Source organism: Agrobacterium sp. GD03872 (genome assembly GCF_029840625.1).
Taxonomy (GTDB): Bacteria; Pseudomonadota; Alphaproteobacteria; order Rhizobiales; family Rhizobiaceae; genus Agrobacterium; species Agrobacterium fabrum_A.
On sequence record NZ_JAOCCY010000006.1, the window covers coordinates 216,097 to 231,602 of the forward strand.

General features: G+C 59.7%; 14 protein-coding genes and 1 pseudogene. 6 read left to right on the forward strand and 9 right to left on the reverse strand.

The annotated features are described in order from the left end of the window. Positions 1-10: 10 nt before the first annotated feature. Positions 11-3,685 (reverse strand): trifunctional transcriptional regulator/proline dehydrogenase/L-glutamate gamma-semialdehyde dehydrogenase, encoded by a 3,675-nt coding sequence (putA, locus tag N5D22_RS16640; protein WP_279656778.1) that lies wholly within the window; start codon positions 3,683-3,685, stop codon positions 11-13. Between the two features lie 175 nt (positions 3,686-3,860). On the opposite strand from putA, the gene N5D22_RS16645 reads away from it, so the two are divergent. Next, on the forward strand, positions 3,861-4,331 hold the full coding sequence (locus tag N5D22_RS16645) for an Lrp/AsnC ligand binding domain-containing protein (protein ID WP_279656777.1): 471 nt from the start codon (positions 3,861-3,863) through the stop codon (positions 4,329-4,331). 66 nt (positions 4,332-4,397) lie between these two features. Here the strand turns inward: N5D22_RS16645 and N5D22_RS16650 are convergent, their stop codons facing one another. Together N5D22_RS16650 and N5D22_RS16655 are read right to left on the reverse strand one after the other, a co-directional pair. Then, positions 4,398-4,964 carry an RNA polymerase sigma factor gene (locus tag N5D22_RS16650; RefSeq protein WP_003508744.1) on the reverse strand — a complete coding sequence of 189 codons (567 nt, stop codon included), beginning with the start codon at positions 4,962-4,964 and terminating at the stop codon, positions 4,398-4,400. Further along, entirely contained in the window at positions 4,964-5,170 is a 207-nt protein-coding gene (locus N5D22_RS16655) for a NepR family anti-sigma factor (protein ID WP_279656776.1), read from the reverse strand. Before N5D22_RS16655 ends, N5D22_RS16650 begins: the two co-directional genes overlap by 1 nt. A gap of 138 nt (positions 5,171-5,308) precedes the next feature. On the opposite strand from N5D22_RS16655, the gene N5D22_RS16660 reads away from it, so the two are divergent. After that, a complete protein-coding gene (locus tag N5D22_RS16660; RefSeq protein WP_003522529.1) occupies positions 5,309-6,103 on the forward strand; it encodes a response regulator in 795 nt (264 codons plus the stop codon). Positions 6,104-6,204: 101 nt separating this feature from the next. Continuing rightward, entirely contained in the window at positions 6,205-7,188 is a 984-nt protein-coding gene (locus N5D22_RS16665; protein WP_279702742.1) for a sensor histidine kinase, read from the forward strand. A 254-nt stretch (positions 7,189-7,442) separates the two neighbouring features. Here N5D22_RS16665 and N5D22_RS16670 read toward each other — a convergent pair whose 3' ends face one another. Then, positions 7,443-9,167: a sensor histidine kinase gene (locus N5D22_RS16670; RefSeq protein ID WP_279656773.1), complete on the reverse strand. Its 1,725-nt coding sequence runs from the start codon at positions 9,165-9,167 to the stop codon at positions 7,443-7,445. A 237-nt stretch (positions 9,168-9,404) separates the two neighbouring features. Between N5D22_RS16670 and N5D22_RS16675 the strand changes: the two genes are divergently transcribed. Beyond that, positions 9,405-9,977, forward strand: coding sequence for a PRC-barrel domain-containing protein (locus tag N5D22_RS16675; protein WP_279656772.1), 573 nt, complete (start codon positions 9,405-9,407; stop codon positions 9,975-9,977). Positions 9,978-10,080: 103 nt separating this feature from the next. Here the strand turns inward: N5D22_RS16675 and galE are convergent, their stop codons facing one another. From galE to N5D22_RS16690, 3 genes are all read right to left on the reverse strand, one after another. Then, a complete protein-coding gene (gene galE / locus N5D22_RS16680; protein ID WP_279656771.1) occupies positions 10,081-11,064 on the reverse strand; it encodes a UDP-glucose 4-epimerase GalE in 984 nt (327 codons plus the stop codon). A gap of 181 nt (positions 11,065-11,245) precedes the next feature. Beyond that, positions 11,246-11,683, reverse strand: a complete 438-nt coding sequence (locus N5D22_RS16685) for a hypothetical protein (protein WP_003508754.1) — start codon at positions 11,681-11,683, stop codon at positions 11,246-11,248. A gap of 10 nt (positions 11,684-11,693) precedes the next feature. Further along, a complete protein-coding gene (locus N5D22_RS16690; protein WP_279656769.1) occupies positions 11,694-12,038 on the reverse strand; it encodes a DUF883 domain-containing protein in 345 nt (114 codons plus the stop codon). 282 nt (positions 12,039-12,320) lie between these two features. Here N5D22_RS16690 and nspC point away from each other — a divergent pair, with 282 nt between their 5' ends. Then, positions 12,321-13,418, forward strand: coding sequence for a carboxynorspermidine decarboxylase (nspC, locus tag N5D22_RS16695; protein WP_279656768.1), 1,098 nt, complete (start codon positions 12,321-12,323; stop codon positions 13,416-13,418). 60 nt (positions 13,419-13,478) lie between these two features. Next, the gene (locus N5D22_RS16700; RefSeq protein ID WP_279656767.1) at positions 13,479-14,717 is read left to right on the forward strand and encodes a saccharopine dehydrogenase family protein; all 1,239 of its coding nucleotides are present in this window, start codon (positions 13,479-13,481) and stop codon (positions 14,715-14,717) included. 65 nt (positions 14,718-14,782) lie between these two features. Here the strand turns inward: N5D22_RS16700 and N5D22_RS16705 are convergent, their stop codons facing one another. Both N5D22_RS16705 and N5D22_RS16710 read right to left on the reverse strand, forming a co-directional pair. Beyond that, positions 14,783-15,202 carry a TetR-like C-terminal domain-containing protein gene (locus tag N5D22_RS16705; protein WP_269831984.1) on the reverse strand — a complete coding sequence of 140 codons (420 nt, stop codon included), beginning with the start codon at positions 15,200-15,202 and terminating at the stop codon, positions 14,783-14,785. Between the two features lie 24 nt (positions 15,203-15,226). Continuing rightward, positions 15,227-15,424: pseudogene (locus N5D22_RS16710) on the reverse strand (helix-turn-helix domain-containing protein); the annotation flags it as partial. Positions 15,425-15,506: the final 82 nt, after the last annotated feature.

The window sequence follows — 15,506 nt, forward strand, 5'->3', positions numbered from 1 at the left end:
GAACCTGTTGTCAGCCAATGCTCATCAGGCTGGCATTGCCGCCGGCGGCCGTGGTGTTGACGCTGACGGAGACTTCTTCGACCAGCCAGTCGAGATTATAAGGCTGGGTTTCCCGGGAAAGCGTTTCCGTAGTCGCGGCCTGAACGAGAACGAGCGGGCCGGGCAGGGCGGCGATCTTCTTGTTGACCGCCACGATACGCTCCGCATCGCCCTCGACCAGCGCGCCGGCGAAGGGGCCGGATTTTGCCCAGTCATCCGCCCAGACGATGCGCGACGTGACGGTTGCCGGCAGGCCGTAGATCGATTTTTCCAGCCCGGAAGCATTGTCGATGACAACCGTATTGCCGGTGGCGAGGGCTGCCGCGAGCTGACGGTAAAGCCCTTGTACAGTGGCCGGAACGAGCAGAATCTTACCGCGCGGATGCAGTGCATAAACGTTGCGCTCGCCGACGGGCCCTGCCAGTTCGGTCTCGAAACCGAGACCGGAGAGTGCCGCCGCCTGCCGCGCAGCTTCGGCCGCAACGGTTTCGCCGTTTTCATCCAGCCAGCGGGCGAGATCGACGGCGGCCTGATCCTGCTGGCTGGCGATGCGGTCGATCTTCGGCGCTTCCTGCGTCATGCGGCCGAGATAGAGCGGACCGCCCGCTTTTGGGCCGGTGCCGGAAAGTCCGCGTCCGCCGAAGGGCTGCACGCCGACAACCGCGCCTATGATGTTGCGGTTCACATAAAGATTGCCGGCCGCGACGCGGGACAGAACGTGCTGGATCGTATCGTCGAGACGGGTATGCAGGCCGAAGGTCAGGCCGTAACCGGTGGCGTTGATCTCGTCGATCAGCCGGTCGAGATTGTCACGCTTGAAGCGGATGACGTGCAGCACCGGCCCGAAGACTTCGCGTTTCAGATCGGCGAGCGACTTCATTTCGATGATCGTCGGCGGCACGAAGGTGCCCTTGCCGGTCTCGCCGGCAAGCGTGATCTGTTCGATGCGATGGCCGAGCCCGCGCATGCCCTCGATGTGCGTTTCGATGATGCCCTTCGCCTCGGCGGTAATGACGGGGCCGACATCGACGGAGAGCTTGTCGGTGCGGCCGATGCGCAATTCATGCAGCGCGCCTTTCAGCATGGTCAGCGTGCGGTCCGCCACATCTTCCTGCAGGCAGAGAATGCGCAAAGCCGAGCAGCGCTGGCCGGCGCTGTCGAAGGCAGACGCGATGACATCGGCGACGACCTGTTCGGCAAGTGCAGAGGAATCGACGATCATGGCGTTCTGGCCGCCGGTTTCGGCAATCAGCGGCACCGGCTGGCCATTGGCCAGAACCCGGCCGGCAAGCTGGCCCTGAATGAGCCGCGCCACTTCCGTCGAGCCGGTGAACATCACACCTGCCGTCAGCCGCGAGCCGACGAGTGCCGCCCCGGTCTTGCCGTCACCCGGCAAAAGCTGCACGGCATCTTCCGGAACGCCGGCCTCATGCAGCAGGCGCACGCCCTGCGCCGCGATCAGCGGCGTTTCTTCGGCGGGCTTCGCCAGCACCGGATTGCCGGCAACCAGCGCCGCCGTCACCTGGCCGATGAAAATGGCGAGCGGGAAGTTCCACGGGCTGATGCAGACGACCGGGCCGAGCGGTGTTTCGCCTGATTTGAAGTTTCTGCGGGCTTCCGCCGCATAATAACGCAGGAAGTCGATGGCCTCGCGCACCTCGGCAATGGCGTTCGGCATGGATTTTCCCGCCTCGCGCATGATGAGGCCGAGCAGGGTGGGCATTTCGGCCTGCATGGCGTCGGCGGCGCGCTCCAGGCAGGCGGCGCGTTCTTCCACCGGGGTGGAGGGCCAGTTCGAGGCCGCCGCCCGCTGCATGGCCGCTTCGACATCGCCTTCAGTCGGCTCCGTCACATGGCCGACAATATCATTGTGGTCGCCGGGGTTGAGAACCGGGCGCGTGTTGCCACCTGCCTGAGGCGCTGTGGCTTTCCACTCCGTTGTAGCTCCCGCCTTCAGGGTCTTGTCGAGTGCGGAGAGTGTCGTTTCGCTGGAAAGATCGAGGCCGGCGGAGTTTTTGCGTTCCGGGCCGAACAGGCCTTCAGGGGCGGCGATGCGATCATGCCGCGCGCCGGGAACGGCATAGGCCTTGACCACCGCGACCGGGTCTTCCAGCAGGGAGTCCACCGGCACGGCGGGATCGGCAATGCGGTTGACGAAGGAGGAGTTCGCACCGTTTTCCAGCAGGCGGCGGACGAGATAGGCGAGCAGCGTCTCATGCGTGCCGACGGGGGCGTAGAAGCGGCACGGCCGATCAAGCTTCTTCTTGCCGACGACTTCGCTGTAAAGCGGTTCGCCCATGCCATGCAGGCACTGGAACTCATAGTCGCCGAGTTTGAAGCCGGGGCCGGCGAGATGGTAGATCGTCGCCATGGACTGCGCGTTATGGGTCGCAAATTGCGGGAAGACCAGATCGCGCGCGGCGAGCAGCTTGCGGGCGCAGGCAATGTAGGAGACGTCGGTGTGGACCTTGCGGGTGAAGACCGGGAAGTCCTCGAGCCCCTCCACCTGCGCACGTTTGATTTCCGCATCCCAATAGGCGCCCTTGACGAGACGCACCATGATGCGGCGGCCCGAACGGCGGGCGAGATCGATGATGTAATCCAGAACGAAGGGGCAGCGGCGGCCATAGGCCTGTACGACGAAACCGAGGCCGTTCCAGCCGGCGAGATCCCTGTCGAGCGCCAGCTCTTCCAGAAGATCGAGCGACAGTTCCAGCCGGTCGGCTTCCTCGGCGTCGATGTTGAGGCCGATATCGTATTTCTTGCTGAGCAGCATCAGCGACTTGACACGCGGCAAAAGCTCCGTCATCACCCGCTCGGCCTGGGCGCGCGCATAGCGCGGATGCAGCGCCGAGAGCTTGATGGAAATGCCCGGCCCGCCATAGATGCCTCGGCCGGCAGACGCCTTGCCGATGGCGTGGATGGCGTTTTCGTAATCCTTGTAGTAGCGCTCCGCATCCTTCGCGGTGGTCGCGGCTTCGCCCAGCATGTCATAGGAATATTGGAAGCCCTGTTCTTCCAGCGGCTTCGAACGCTTGATCGCTTCGCCGATGGTTTCGCCGGTCACGAATTGCTCGCCCATCATGCGCATGGCCATATCGACGCCACGGCGGATGACGGGTTCGCCGGCGCGGGCGATCAGCTTGGTAAGCGCCGCCGAAAGGCCGCTATCGTTTACCGTCGAGGTCAGCTTGCCGGTGATGACGAGGCCCCAGGTGGCGGCGTTGACGAAAAGCGAACGCCCGCCGCCAATATGGGACTTCCAGTCGCCGCGCGCGATCTTGTCGCGGATCAGCGCGTCGCGGGTGGCGGTGTCGGGAATGCGCAGCAGCGCTTCGGCAAGGCACATCAGCGCCACGCCCTCATGGCTGGAAAGCGAATATTCCTGCACCAGCCCTTCGACGCCGGTGCCCTTGGTCTTGGTGCGCAGAGCCTCGATCAGCTTGCGGGCGGTGTCGCTGATAGCTTTTGCCTCTTCAGCCGTCACCGTTGCCGCTTCGATCAGCGGCACCAGGCACTCTTCTTCGGGGCGGCGATAGGCGGCGGTGATCGCCTTGCGCAGCAGGCTCTGCTCGCGCACCGGCGGCGCAAAATTCTGGAAGATACCGTTTGCCACTACACCGGCGTTGCTTGCACCATCGGCCATTCTGAAAATCCTGAAAACGCTGTTGAAGACAGACCTTCGGCGGCAGCGTGTCCTCCGCCCGCCGCTTGTCATCCTGTCGCAGACAATATCATCACCGCAGAAATTGCTATGGCCTTATTTTCAGGATAAAACAGGCAGTATGAACTTTTCTTACTCGTATATGGCGTGAAATCGCATGGCTAATAGTCAAAAAACAGACGATCTTGACCACTTCGACCTCAAGATTCTCGAGGCGCTCAGCGAGGACGGGCGCATGTCGGTGCTGCAGCTCTCGAAAAGGGTGGGCCTTTCCAAGACGCCCTGCCAGACGCGGCTGAAACGGCTGGTGGACGATGGCTATATTCTCGGCTTCCGCGCCGTGCTCAATCCGCATAAACTCGGCGTCGATCACATCGCCTTCGCCGAGGTGAAACTTTCCGATACGCGGGAAAAGGCGCTGGAGGAGTTCAACACGGCGGTGCGCAAGATCAAGGAAGTGGAGGAGTGCCACATGATCGCCGGCGCCTTCGATTATCTTCTGAAGGTGCGCACCAGCGATATCCGCAAGTATCGAAGGGTACTCGGCGAGAAAATCTCGAGCCTGCCGTCAGTCGCCAACACTTCCACCTTCGTCGTCATGCAATCAGTCAAGGAAACCGGCATCTGAAAAGCGGACAAATGAAAACGGGCAGGCGCTTGCCTGCCCGGTTGTTGCTGTTTGGGTTCAGTTCTTTCAGCGCGCCGTGGCGGCGGCGGTTACCGCGCTCATCTGCGCGTCGGGACCGAACTCGTTTTCGTTTTCGATGCCGAGCAATTCCTGCAGGCGCAGCCTTGCGCGGCTCACACGGCTCTTGATCGTGCCGACCGGGCAACCGCAGATTTCGGCCGCTTCCTCATAGGCAAAGCCCGAGGCGCCGATCAGCAGGATCGCTTCACGCTGGTCATCGGGAAGTTTTGCGAGTGCAGCGCGGAAATCCTGAAGATCGACCGAGCCGTGCTGTTCCGGCGGGACTGAAAGGCGCGACGTGTAGACGCCGTCCGTATCCTGCACTTCGCGGCCGGATTTGCGAATCTGGCTGTAGAACTCGTTGCGCAGGATCGTCACCAGCCATGCCCGCATATTGGTGCCCGGCTGGTAGCTGTCCTGTTTCGCCCAGGCCTTCATGATCGTATCCTGCACGAGATCGTCTGCACGGTCCCGCGAGCGGATGAGCGAGATCGCGAAGGCACGCAGGTTCGGCAGCGCCGCCAGCATTTCCCGTTTGAAGTTGTATTCTGTCTGCTCCGGCTCTTTCGCCATCATTCCTCCGAAGCCTTCAATTTGGCTCTGCTTTCGGCTTCATCGAGTTTTTCGAGAAGGTCGAGGAATTTGTCAGGGATGCCTTCATCCTGAACGGCATCATAAAGCTCCCTGAGCTTACGGGAAATCACCGCCCGCCCGGAGTGCGGAACCTGGGGGGCGGCCGAATTGTCCGGCTGGTCTTGGTCCGATTGAAATATGCTCATAACGTCCGGTATTCCTTTTGTGTCGTGGCGAAGAATGCACGGTGAAAAAAATAGTTCCGGCGGTCCGGAACTTTTTTTGCGATGCGCACGTTGCTATCTTGGGTTTGCGCTGCAGACCGCATGAAAGGGGAGAATTCCATGTCAGTTTCTACACGCATCGCACCGCACCTGCCATATCTGCGCAGGTTCGCGCGTGCCGTTTGCGGCTCACAATCGACGGGCGATGCCTATGTTGCGGCGACGCTCGAAGCTCTGATCGCCGATATCAGCATTTTTCCGCAGACAAGCAGCGATCGGGTTTCGCTCTATCAATTGTTCGTATCGATCTTTAGTTCCGTCACGATCAATATTAAGACCGACGAAAACCTGTCGGGATGGGAAAAACGCGCCTCGGCCAACCTCTCCGCCGTGCCGGCGCTGGCCCGTCAGGCATTCCTTCTGACGACGGTCGAAGAATTCACGCCTTCGGAAACCGCAGAGGTTCTCAAAGTCTCCGAGGATCAGGTCGGTAAGCTCATCGATGAAGCGGCGTCCGAAATCGCCCGCCAGGTGGCGACCGATATCATGATCATCGAGGACGAACCGCTCATCGCCATGGATATCGAGCAGATGGTCACCGATCTCGGCCACCGCGTCACGGGCATCGCCCGCACGCACACGGAAGCGCTCGATCTTTTCCATCGCACCCAGCCCAAGATGATCCTTGCCGATATTCAGCTTGCCGATGGCAGCTCCGGTCTCGACGCGATGAAAGACATCCTGCAGATGACCACCCTCCCGGTCATCTTCATCACGGCTTTCCCCGAGCGTCTTCTGACGGGCGAGCGACCCGAGCCGACCTTCCTTGTAACGAAACCCTTCAACCCGGACATGGTGAAAGCGCTTATCAGCCAGGCCCTGTTTTTCAACGAAAGCTCACGCGTCGCGGCGTGAATTTTGCCGAAACCGCAGACTGACCGGGAACCAGTCCGGTGCCCGGGCGTTGGCGGTTACGGTCGTGGGGCTTCCCTGCGGCTTTCTGCAAGGAGACGAATTTGCATCGGCTGGCATGGCATAACGCGGAGAGGGACGAAAGCGAGCTTCACGATTCGCTGGTCCTCGCCTTGCTCGATTCGGGTGAGACAGTCATGCTGCAGGACTGGAATCGCGACTATATTTTCGTGGCCAATCTGCCGGATGTCTGGAAACTGCCGGCCGATTCCCGGCCGACCGATGAAAATCTGTTCGGTAACGATCTGTCGGCGCGGCTTGCCGACCTCAAGAAGGACATGAACGCGGCCGGCAGCCGCGGCATGCTGGAAGTTCATGCCGGCAATGACCGCGTCTTCCAGTTTCAGGTGCATTCCACCTTCAATCAGTCGAACCAGGTGGTGATGAAAACCACCATTCGCGAGGAGACGGCGGAAAGGCGGCGCGAGCAGCTTCTGCGCTCGCTGCTGCGTGAGGTCAGCCACCGTTCGAAGAACCTGCTCGCAATCATCCAGAGCCTTGCCGGCCAGACGGCCCGTTTCAGCCTCACCAAGGATGATTTCCTGCGAAAGTTCCGCGGCCGGCTGCATGCCCTTGCCCAAAGTCAGGATCTCATCACGGATTCAGACTGGCGGGGCGCGCGGATATTCGAACTCCTGCGCCAGCAATTCGACCTTTACGTGCCGGAATATCCGAACCTCATCCATATGGAAGGCGAAAACCTGCTGCTCAATCCGAATGGCGCGCTTTATATCGGGCTCGCCTTCCATGAGCTGGTCGTCAACACCGTCAGCCACAGCGGCAATCTCGCCTATCACCCGCCCATATCCCTGCAATGTCGCCAGGAGGGTGATTTTTACATCGTTGAATGGAATGAGCCGATGATGCCGTCGAAAGAGCCGGCGGAGACCCGGCGCGGCAGTTTCGGAAGCGTCGTGCTGGAAAAGGTGGTTCCGTCCGCATTGGGAGGAAGCGCCGAATATCAGTTGACGCCGGAGCGGATCGTCTACCGGCTGAAATTTCCTTCCGGTGATGGTGCGGCGTCCTGAATTCACGCCGATGTATGCGAGGCTCCGCCCGCATCGTCAGCGGCACAATAAAAAGCACGGCCCACAGGGGAGCCGTGCTATTTTTATGACAGGTTTTCAGGGGCGAAACCTGTTTATTTTCAGCCAAGCTTCAGGCGGGGACGGGGGAATTGCTTGGCCTGCAGTAAAAACATGCCAGAGATGATTCGGTTCCCGAAAAATACATTTTTTTGACATAGGCGGGAGGTCAGGCTGTTTTGCACAGTTTTTCTGCCTCAATGTGTGCCTGTCTGTTCCGATCGTTTGGGCGTGAAATAACGCATCGGCGCTTCCAGGGACCATTCGAAACCGGTTTCGCGATAGTCGGTCACCACTTGTCCGCCAAAGGCGCCTTCCGCGTGCCTTTTGATGACCGTGGTGCCGAAGCCCTTGCGGCTCGGCTCTCTTGCCGGCGGCCCGCCCGTTTCGGTCCAGACCAGATGGAGCATCTGTCGCCCGTCCTTTTCAACGGATTGCCAGCGCAGGGTGATTTTTCCCGATGCAGCCGACAATGCGCCGTATTTGATGGAATTCGTCGTCAGCTCATGGATGACCAGACCGAAATTCTGCGCCGCTTCCGGAGAAAGCATGAAGTCATCTCCGGTGAGAACGAAACGCTGCGACACGGTGCCGAAAACATCGAGATGAGTCTCGATCAGCCTGCGGATCGGCAGGCCCTGCCACTGAACTTCCGCCAGGGCGCGGATCGACATGCCAAGACCGCGCAGGCGGTGATCGACTTCCTTCTGGAATTCCGGGATGCTTTTATTTTCGCGTCCCAATTGCCTGATCATTGCCTGAACCAGCGTCAGAATGTTCTTGGAGCGGTGAACCAGTTCGTGCAGCAGCAGTTGCAGGCGCTCTTCCGACTGGCTTCTGTCGAAGGAGGCGTTGGAGAGCGCGATGGCGACCTGGTTGGCTTCCTTGATTTTGGTATCGACGGGTGCGACGATCTCGCCCTCACCGATGCGCTCGGCCATCAGGGTCAGGTCGCGGATGGAGCTACGCAATTGCCGGCCGACCAGATAGGCGCCGCCGATGGCGATCAGCACCAGCATCAGGCTGCCGATCATCATCTGCCGCCATGTATCTATCAACGCCGCCTGGTTTGAGGCGAGCGGGCCCCACATCACGCTCTTCCATTGCCAGCCCGGCAATTGCGCATAGGCGTAAAGATTACCCTTGCCGTCGAAAAAATTGCCGCTGAAGGCCTGCATTTCCGAAACGATGTCGGGGGTGAAAAACGGCTTGCCGACCTCCGCCTCGCTGGGGGCGCTGGAGACGACGACGCGGTTGGTGCCGTCGATAATGGCGACGCCCCAGTTGCGCGGCAGGTTTTCCGTGGGAATGAGCCGGCTCAGGTCGCTGGCGTTCTGCGTCAGGATCAGGGCGTCCCCGGCCGAGCCCAGTTCCGGGTTGAGCGGCATGGTGACGTTGAACACCCACTCCTTGCTGGTCGCGCCGAAGAACATGTCCGAGACGGTGATGCGGCGGGATTCGATCGCCTTTGTGAGATTGGCCTCGTCCGGCACCTTGCCGAGGGGCTGGCCATAGGGGAGACGCGTGTTGAGGCGCTGCTGGCCGTCCCTGGTGGCGAGGATGGCGTAGAGGCCCTCCCGTTTCAGGCTGCCGGCGACACGGCCCTGAAACGCGGCGAGGTTGCCGCTCTCGAGTTCCGGGAATTGCGACAGGAGATTGAGCGACGTGGCGATTTCCTGCAGGCGGCGATCGATGTTGCGGCTGACGACGCGGACATCCTCGATGGTTTCCCGCTGCAGGTCGTCGCGTTTTTCCGCCTCGAGGCGCAGCATCAGGTAGCCGCCGAAAAGAATGAGCGGCAGCGTGATGACGGTTGCCATCACCACCAGATAGGTGCCGATGGAGGCGGTCGGGAAAAAATTCGCACTGCGGCGACGCAAGGCCGAGATCATGTCTTTCAGTCTGTTGCCGGGTCGAGGCATACAAAAACTCCGGCAGTTACGGCATTGTTACGGCAGGGATAATACCGCGCCATCCCCCTTTAGCAATGCCTGTTTTTTTACCTTCGGTTGTTGCGGCAGACGATAATTGCGTCGGCGTGATTGAAAAAATCGGAACTATTTCAACGACCGACCCGTTTGCCAGACGAACCGGCCGAGAAGCGGACATGAAATTCATCTCCGCCGGCCAGTTGAGAACGATGAAAGGAAGGTACGAAAATGGCTAAGAAACTTACGATCCTTGTCACCGCCGCCCTGATGGGCACGACGGCCTTCGCGCCGCTGGCCATCGCTCAGGGTACTACCCAGCCTGCGCCGGAAAATCCGGGCGCGCAGACGGAGCCGGCGACCCCCGCCACCCCGATGACGCCTGCGGCTCCTGCGACCAATGACAGCGCGGCCGTAACGACGGGCGGCGCCTATCTGACCGAACAGGACGAAACGCAGGTCAGCGCCAACGATTATATCGGCAAGGCGGTCTATACCGCAGCCGATGAAAGCATCGGCAACGTCACTAACCTCATCATGGAAGAAGATGGCGGTCTGGTTGCGGCCGTGATCGGCGTCGGCGGCTTCCTCGGCATCGGTGCAAAGGACGTTGCCGTTCCGATGGACAAGGTCACGATGACGCGCAACGCGCAGGACGGCACCATCCGCCTGACAACGACGGAAACGGCGGAAACGCTGAAGTCAGCTCCGGAATTCAAGACGCTGGAACAGAAGGCCAGCGAAAAGAATGCGGCAACGCCTGCGGCTCCTGACAGCACGACGACTTCAGCCACCAAGCCCTAGTTCCCATACCTGGGAGGCAGGAGCGGGACCGGCTTCAATTATCCGTCTCGCGGAAGACACCGGCCAGAAGGCCGGTGTCTTTTTGTATCGGATCGCCGATTATTCAATCCCCGGCATTGCGGGAGGAATGCCACGCCCAGGCGGATTTGATGATGTCAGACAGGGAATAACGCGGTTCCCAGCCGAGAACCTCCTTCGCCTTGTCGTTATTGGCGACCAGCGTGGTGGAATCGCCATCGCGGCGTCCGGTATATTCGACGGGGAAGGGGCGGCCGGAGACCTCCGAAATCGCCGCCAGCAATTCCTTCACCGTGGTGCCGGTGCCGGTGCCGAGGTTGAGTTCGACGGTTTCTCCGCCATCCAGCAGATAATCCACGGCCCGCACATGCGCATCGGCGAGATCGAGAATGTGGATATAGTCGCGCACGCAGGTGCCGTCGCGTGTGTCGTAATCCGTGCCGAACACCTTGAAGCCCTGACGCCGGCCGAGTGCGGCCTCGATGGCGAGCGGGATCGCGTGGGTCTCCGGCTTGTGCCATTCGCCGATGCGGCCTTCGAAATCCGCGCCCGCAGCGTTGAAATAGCGCAGCATCACCGAGCGCAGCCCCTTATAGGTGCTGTAATCCTTCAGCGCCTGCTCCACCACCCATTTGGTGCGGCCATAGGGGTTGATCGGCGCCTGCCGGTGCGTTTCGTCGATCGGCACCTGTTCCGGCAATCCGTAAGTTGCGCAGGTGGACGAAAAAACGAAGGTCGTGACGCCTGCATCGATGGCGGCGGAGAGCAGGTTGAGCGAGCCGATGACGTTGTTGTCGTAGAAAGCCACGGGCTGCTTGACTGACTCGCCGACTTCGATCAGCGCGGCGAAATGCAGAACGGCTTCCGGCCGGTGTTTGGCGAAGACCTCGTCCAGCCGCGCCCGGTCGCGAATATCGCCCTGTTCGAAGGGCCCCCAGCGGACGAATTCCTCATGCCCGTTGGAGAGATTGTCGAAAACGACCGGTTCATATCCTCGCTCGGAGAGGAGAAGGCAGGTGTGCGAACCGATATAGCCGGCACCGCCGACGACAAGGACTTTCTTTTTCATCAATTGCCTTTCAGAAAATTACGGACGCGCCGAGACTGCCCGAGACTGTATGTCACTTTGTTCAAATAAGGGCGGCATGGCGGGTAACGCCATCAACCAGTCTATCCTTCGCGGGTAACATAAAAAAAACCGCGCATCCATCGTCTGGACGCGCGGTTCGCCTTCTCGTGTCGCCAAGAAGTTACTTGGACTTTTTTGTATTGACCCTTGTGGCCAGGAAACCGGCGGCGACTGCCACGGCGAGCGTCGCATAGGGGCGCGCCTGAATCGCCAGTGTCAGCAGCGATTGCAGGGCGAGCGGTGCTGCGGCAAGCGGCGCCGCCGTCAAAGGTGCGACAGCAGGACGTGCGGCATAGACCCTCGGGCGTTTGACGATCGCCAGCGCCACCAGCATGATGACGCCGAGCAGGAACGCGGTCCCGGCGACGACGAGCGCCGCAGGGCCTGCACCCACATGCCGGGCAAGATAGATGGACCCCGCCACCACCGCGGCGATGAAGGCGATCAGAAAAAATATCCCGGTCAGAACCGACAGGATTATGGTCGCACGCAATCGCCGTGTAACGACGCGCCCCTCGCGCTGGGTCTCCCCCAGATAGACCAGCAATGCCTCAAGCATGAGCGCGGCCTTATCGACGCGTCAGCAGGGCGAGCACGAAACCGACGCCGACGGCGATGCCGAGGGATTGCAGCGGGTTCTTCTGGATGTGGTCGGTGAGGTTGTCGTTGAGCGTGGAGATTTCATTGCGAACGCTGTCGGCCATTTCTCCGGATGCGGTGAGGGCATCATCGGCCACACGGGCGGCCTGCGCCTTCAGCTCATGCGAAGCGCCGACGCCGAGCGCCTTCACGCTCTTGGCAAGACTAGCCATATCTTCGCGAAGCTGGGCGAGCTGCGCCGCCACATCGGCTGCATCACCGTTTTCGAGGGATTGCTGGATCTTGTCATTCACGTTGCTACGCACGCTTGCCATAGGTGAAGTCCTTCCTGAACATGGTTGATGGGAATGGCGGCATGTTACACATTGCCGCCGCTCACGAACCTTCGTTACGGCGGCCGAAACACCCGCCTGTCCGTCATTCAAACGCGTCCATGCCGGCTTGGTTCCGCAAGGGGAGGTGTTTTCTTCACAGGCATTTCGGCTCGGGGGCGATTTTCCAGGAATTCGGTGCCGGACATTTGTTTTCCTGTCACAAGCATCATATAAGGCCCATCATCGAGACGTACCTTGACTTCAATCAATATGTGAAACGACATGCTGCAGACGCCCTATTACCTCATCGACAAGACAAAACTTCTTCGCAACATGGAGAAGATTGCCTATGTGCGGGAAAAATCCGGCGCCAAGGCGCTCCTGGCGCTGAAGTGCTTCGCCACATGGTCGGTGTTCGATTTCATGTCGCAATATATGGACGGCACCACCTCGTCCTCGCTTTATGAGGTGCGCCTCGGCCGCGAGAAATTCGGCGGCGAGACCCATGCTTATTCCGTCGCCTATGCCGATTACGAAATTGACGAGGTGATTGCGAATGCCGACAAGATCATCTTCAATTCCATCGGTCAGCTTGAGCGTTTCGCCGACAAGGCCTCCGGCATTACGCGTGGTCTGCGCCTCAACCCGCAGGTCAGCTCCTCGAGCTTCGATCTTGCCGATCCTGCGCGCCCGTTCAGCCGGCTGGGCGAATGGGATGTCGCCAAGGTCGACAAGGTCATGGACCGTATTTCCGGCTTCATGATCCACAACAATTGCGAAAACAGCGATTTTTCCCTGTTCGACCGCATGTTGACGCAGATCGAGGAGAAATTCGGATCGCTTCTGTCGCGTGCGGAATGGGTCAGCCTCGGCGGCGGCATTCATTTCACCGGTGACAATTATCCGCTCGACCAGTTCTGTGACCGCCTCCGGGCTTTCTCGGAAAAATATGGCGTGCAGGTCTATCTGGAGCCGGGCGAAGCCTCGATCACCAGGAGCACGACGCTTGAGGTGACGGTTCTCGACACGCTGTTCAACGGCAAGAACCTCGCCATCGTCGACAGCTCCATCGAAGCGCATATGCTCGACCTCTTGATCTATCGTGAAACCGCCAAGGTTTCGCCGAATGAGGGGGAACACCCCTATATGGTCTGCGGCAAGTCCTGCCTCGCCGGTGATATTTTCGGCGACTTCCGCTTCGACAAGGAGCTGAAGGTGGGTGACCGCATCTCCTTCCAGGATGCTGCAGGTTACACCATGGTCAAGAAGAACTGGTTCAACGGCGTGAAGATGCCGGCGATCGCCATCAAGGAACTGGACGGCACCGTGCGCGCCGTTCGCGAATTCGACTTTGCCGATTTCGAGCAAAGCCTGTCTTAAAACCCTGTTTCAACATCCAACGAAGCTCATCCCTGCGGGGAAAAGGAGGCATCACCTGAAATGAAGAAGAACGTTCTGATCATCGGCGCCGGTGGCGTAGCACAGGTCGTGGCGCATAAATGCGCCCAGAACAGCGATGTATTGGGAGACATTCATATTGCGTCACGGACCCTGGAAAAGTGCCGCAAGATTGTCGAGTCCGTACGCGAAAAGAAGAGCCTCAAGACAGATGTGAAACTTGAGGCCCATGCGCTTGACGCGATGGATATCGAGGCGACGAAAGCCTTGATCAAGAAAACCGGCGTGGAAATCGTCATCAATGTCGGTTCGGCTTTCGTCAACATGTCCGTTCTTCGTGCCTGCATGGACACGGGTGTTGCCTATATGGATACGGCGATCCACGAGGATCCGACCAAGATCTGCGAAGCGCCGCCGTGGTACGGAAACTACGAGTGGAAGCGCGCGGAAGAGTGCAAGGAAAAGGGCATTACCGCCATTCTCGGCGTCGGTTTCGACCCGGGTGTGGTGAACGCCTATGCGCGTCTCGCCAAGGATGACTATTTCGACAAGGTCACCTCGGTCGATATCGTCGATATCAATGCCGGCAGCCATGGCCGCTGGTTCTCCACCAACTTCGACCCGGAAATCAACTTCCGCGAATTCACGGGCGTCGTCTATTCCTGGCAGAAGGGCGAGTGGCAGACGAACCAGATGTTCGAAGTCGGCCAGGAATTCGATCTGCCTGTTGTCGGCAAGCAGAAGGCCTATATGACCGGGCATGACGAAGTGCACTCGCTGTCCAAGAACATGGATGGCGCCGATGTGCGCTTCTGGATGGGTTTCGGCGATCACTATATCAACGTCTTCACCGTGCTGAAGAACCTTGGCCTGCTGTCCGAGAAGCCGGTCAAGACGGCTGAAGGTCTCGAAGTCGTGCCGCTGAAGGTCGTCAAGGCCGTGCTGCCCGATCCGTCTTCGCTGGCGCCCGATTATGTCGGCAAGACCTGCATTGGCGATATCGTCAAGGGCATCAAGGACGGCAAGGAGCGCGAAGTCTTCATCTACAACGTGGCCGACCACAAGGAAGCCTATGAAGAAGTCGGCTCGCAGGGCATTTCCTACACCGCCGGCGTTCCGCCGGTCGCCGCCGCCATGCTGATCGCCACCGGCGAGTGGGACGTGAAGCAGATGGCGAACGTTGAAGAACTGCCGCCGAAGCCGTTCCTGAACATCCTGAACAGGATCGGCCTTCCGAACCGCATCAAGGACGAAAACGGCGACCGCGCGCTGGAATTCTGATTGCCGGTGTTGTAATTGCGTTAAATAGAAAGCCCCGCGAAAGCGGGGCTTTTTTAATGGCGGCCTCAGCTCTTGGTGAGTTGCCCTATGAACAGATGCAGCGCTTTATGCATTGCCTCCGAAGGGGGCTCGGCAACATGCCATTCCGGAAAATGTCCATCAATTGCCATGCGGGCTAGGCCATAGACCAGCGCGCGGGCGCCCAGTACGAGCTGATCCAGATCGAGGCCGTGGGGGAGCTGGCCGTTTTCACGCGCCTGCATCAGCAGATTTATCATCAAGCGCCTTATGGCATCGTTCTGCTCGCGTAAAATATCGGACGAATTGAAGTCGATCAGCGTTCGCGAACTTATGACTTCAAAATGCGTCGGGTTGGCCAGCGCCCAGCGCAGATAACCGTGGCCAATGGCCTCGAAGGCGACAAGCGGGTCCTCATCGCCGGCCTGCGCTCTCGCGGTTTCGACGGATTCGGTCAGCCGGTTCATGGCCTGCTCCGCAACAGCGGTCATCAGGGCCGTTTTTGAACGGAAATGCCTGAACGGCGCTCCCGGTGAGACGCCGGCACGCTTGGCAGCCTCGCGGACGGAAACATTTTCAGCACCCCGTTCCTCGATGATTGCGATTGTTGCCGCAACAAGTTCATCGACAAGGTTGCCGTGGTGGTAGGGCCTGTCGCGTCCCGTCTTCTTGTCCTGAGCTTTTTCCATAGGCCATTGGGTAGCACCAAATTGGGATGTAATCACTGATTATTTTGTTGCGTCGGAATGAAGCTTTATGTAATCATCGATT

Bases quoted from the DNA above. Each gene is read 5' to 3' on its own strand.
- N5D22_RS16645 (WP_279656777.1), top strand. From the start codon at position 3,861: ATGGCTAATAGTCAAAAAACAGACGATCTTGACCACTTCGACCTCAAG.
- N5D22_RS16675 (WP_279656772.1), top strand. From the start codon at position 9,405: ATGGCTAAGAAACTTACGATCCTTGTCACCGCCGCCCTGATGGGCACG.
- N5D22_RS16670 (WP_279656773.1), bottom strand. From the start codon at position 9,167: ATGCCTCGACCCGGCAACAGACTGAAAGACATGATCTCGGCCTTGCGT.
- N5D22_RS16685 (WP_003508754.1), bottom strand. From the start codon at position 11,683: ATGCTTGAGGCATTGCTGGTCTATCTGGGGGAGACCCAGCGCGAGGGG.
- N5D22_RS16690 (WP_279656769.1), bottom strand. From the start codon at position 12,038: ATGGCAAGCGTGCGTAGCAACGTGAATGACAAGATCCAGCAATCCCTC.
- galE (WP_279656771.1), bottom strand. From the start codon at position 11,064: ATGAAAAAGAAAGTCCTTGTCGTCGGCGGTGCCGGCTATATCGGTTCG.
- N5D22_RS16650 (WP_003508744.1), bottom strand. From the start codon at position 4,964: ATGGCGAAAGAGCCGGAGCAGACAGAATACAACTTCAAACGGGAAATG.
- nspC (WP_279656768.1), top strand. From the start codon at position 12,321: ATGCTGCAGACGCCCTATTACCTCATCGACAAGACAAAACTTCTTCGC.
- N5D22_RS16705 (WP_269831984.1), bottom strand. From the start codon at position 15,202: ATGAACCGGCTGACCGAATCCGTCGAAACCGCGAGAGCGCAGGCCGGC.
- N5D22_RS16660 (WP_003522529.1), top strand. From the start codon at position 5,309: ATGTCAGTTTCTACACGCATCGCACCGCACCTGCCATATCTGCGCAGG.
- N5D22_RS16655 (WP_279656776.1), bottom strand. From the start codon at position 5,170: ATGAGCATATTTCAATCGGACCAAGACCAGCCGGACAATTCGGCCGCC.
- putA (WP_279656778.1), bottom strand. From the start codon at position 3,685: ATGGCCGATGGTGCAAGCAACGCCGGTGTAGTGGCAAACGGTATCTTC.
- N5D22_RS16700 (WP_279656767.1), top strand. From the start codon at position 13,479: ATGAAGAAGAACGTTCTGATCATCGGCGCCGGTGGCGTAGCACAGGTC.